1 protein-coding gene is annotated in these 1491 nt (G+C 77.5%); it reads left to right on the forward strand.

The features are described 5' to 3' along the window. The coding region (locus ETD85_RS62230) for an MmgE/PrpD family protein (protein WP_138699086.1) at positions 1-1420 on the forward strand (1420 nt) is incomplete at its 5' end. Positions 1421-1491 lie beyond the last annotated feature (71 nt).

The following is a 1491-nucleotide window of genomic DNA, read 5'->3' on the forward strand; positions in this document are numbered from 1 at the left end:
GGGCCCCACCCCGGCGCCCCTCACCAGGTCCAGCAGGGGGGCCACCGCCGAGCTGGCGGGATTCGCCTCCAGGCTGGCGTTCGCCGACCTTCCCCCGGAGGTCGTCGACCGGATCACGTGGCACGTCCTGGACGCCATCGGCGCGGGGCTGGCCGGCTCGGCGAAGCCCTGGAACGCCGTGGTCCGCCGGTACGCGCTGCGCGAGACCGCCCCGGGCCCGTGCACCGCGTACGGGACCGCCGCGACCGCCCGCCCCGAGTGGGCGGCGCTGGCCAACGCCACCGCCGGGCACGGCTTCGAGATCGACGACTACGCGCTGCCCGCGCTGGCCCACCCGGGCTGCGTGGTCGTCCCCACCGCGCTGGCCGTCGGCGAGGAGCTCGGCGCGGGCGGCAGGGAGGTGCTGGCCGCCGCCGCCGCGGGCTTCGAGACCGTCGTACGGTTCGGGCTGGCCACGACGCCCTCCCTCACCTCTGACCGGGGCTTCCACGTCACCGGCGTGCACGGCGTCTTCGGCGCGGCGGCGGTGGCCTGCCGGCTGCGCGGGCTGGACCCGGACACGACCGCCTCCGCGTACGGCCTGGCGGCCAGCCAGGCGGGTGGCGTGACGGAGTACACGCGCTCGGGCGGCGAGGTCAAGCGGCTGCACGCCGGCCTGGCCGCGATGGGCGGCATCCGGGCCGCGACCCTGGCCGGGGACGGGTTCACCGGGCCGCGCACCGCCGTGGAGGGGCCGCGCGGCCTGCTGCGCGCCTTCGCCGCCCGCAACCGCCCGGCCGCGCTGACGGACGGGCTCGGCGAGCGGTGGGAGCTGCACGGGCTGGCGCTCAAGCGGTACTGCGTATGCGCGGGCGTCCAGGCGCCGTTGCAGGCGCTGACCGAGGTCGCCGGCAGCGTGGACGTCGGCGAGATCGAGGAGATCGTGGTGGGCCTGGACGACGCCACCCGCGCGCACGTCGGAGCCGTCGGTGCCCATCCGCGTGACATGACGGAGGCCCAGTTCAGCGCCCGGCACGCGGTGGCGATGAACCTCGTGCTCGGCGGCAACGGCCCCGAGCACTACGCGAGGCTGGAGGCGGCCGGGTTCGACCTGCCCGCGGTCTCGGCACTGGCCCGGCGGGTCCGGCTGGACCACGACGCCGAGGCGGAGGCCGCGTTCCCGGCACGGCTGCTGGCCCGCGTGCGGGTGCGGCTGCGCGACGGCCGGGAGCTGATCCGGGTGGCGCAGGCCCCTGGCAGCCCCGGCGCGCCGATGACCGGTGCGGAGATCGAGGCCAAGTTCCTCGGCCTGGCCGGCGAGGTGGTCGGCGACCGGGCCGCCCGCGCCGTCCGCGACGCGGTGCGGGCGCTGCCGGACGACGGCCCGGTGGCGGCCGTGCTCGCACCGGTCCGCGACGAGCTCACCAGGAGGAACGTATGAGCGACGAGCTCACCCTGTACGCCGTGGGCGATGTCGGCCCCGAGCGCCCCGACCCCGACACCCTGTTCACC

It is taken from the genome of Nonomuraea zeae (assembly GCF_005889725.1).
In the GTDB taxonomy this organism is placed as follows: Bacteria; Actinomycetota; Actinomycetes; order Streptosporangiales; family Streptosporangiaceae; genus Nonomuraea; species Nonomuraea zeae.